We start from the raw sequence: 444 nt of genomic DNA, 5'->3' as shown, positions 1-444 counted from the left end.
TACGGCCCGTGGTTCGTCGCGGCTCTTTCGATTCTGCGGGCGACCGTGCAGCACCAGAGCGCGAAACGCTCCTGGGGTGTTCTCCTGGTGGCTTCCGCCGTGGCCGTGGCCTTGTGTGTCAGTCACTCGTCCCGCTCGGTGCTGGCCTTCGTGACCCTTGGCATTCCACCGATCACCGCTCTCGTGTGCTTCTGGGAACTGACCGGCCAGGTCTCCTCCAAGCACCGCATCCGAAAGGGGGCCCATGCGCAGCAGCGCACGAAGACGTAGGAGATTCCGCAGAGTCCCGGGAGGCTGACGCCTTGCGTCGTCGGCCGGCCCAGCAGCCGAAAGGATTCTGCGGGCGGGAGCGGTGCCCGGCTCTAACGGCCTTGGGGGGCGAGCGATGGCGGCAGCGGGTGCGTGACGTGAGAAGGGCCGCACGGGTTGGGTGAGTTGTGAGGC

At 67.3% G+C, this 444-nt stretch carries 1 pseudogene; it reads left to right on the top strand.

Going from position 1 to position 444, the window contains the following annotated elements:
- A pseudogene (locus tag AC5P1C_RS43960) lies at positions 1-270 on the top strand (DUF2637 domain-containing protein); the annotation flags it as partial.
- Positions 271-444: the final 174 nt, after the last annotated feature.

It is taken from the genome of Streptomyces sp. A18 (genome assembly GCF_059026065.1).
This window is presented reverse-complemented; position numbering and strand designations above follow the sequence as displayed.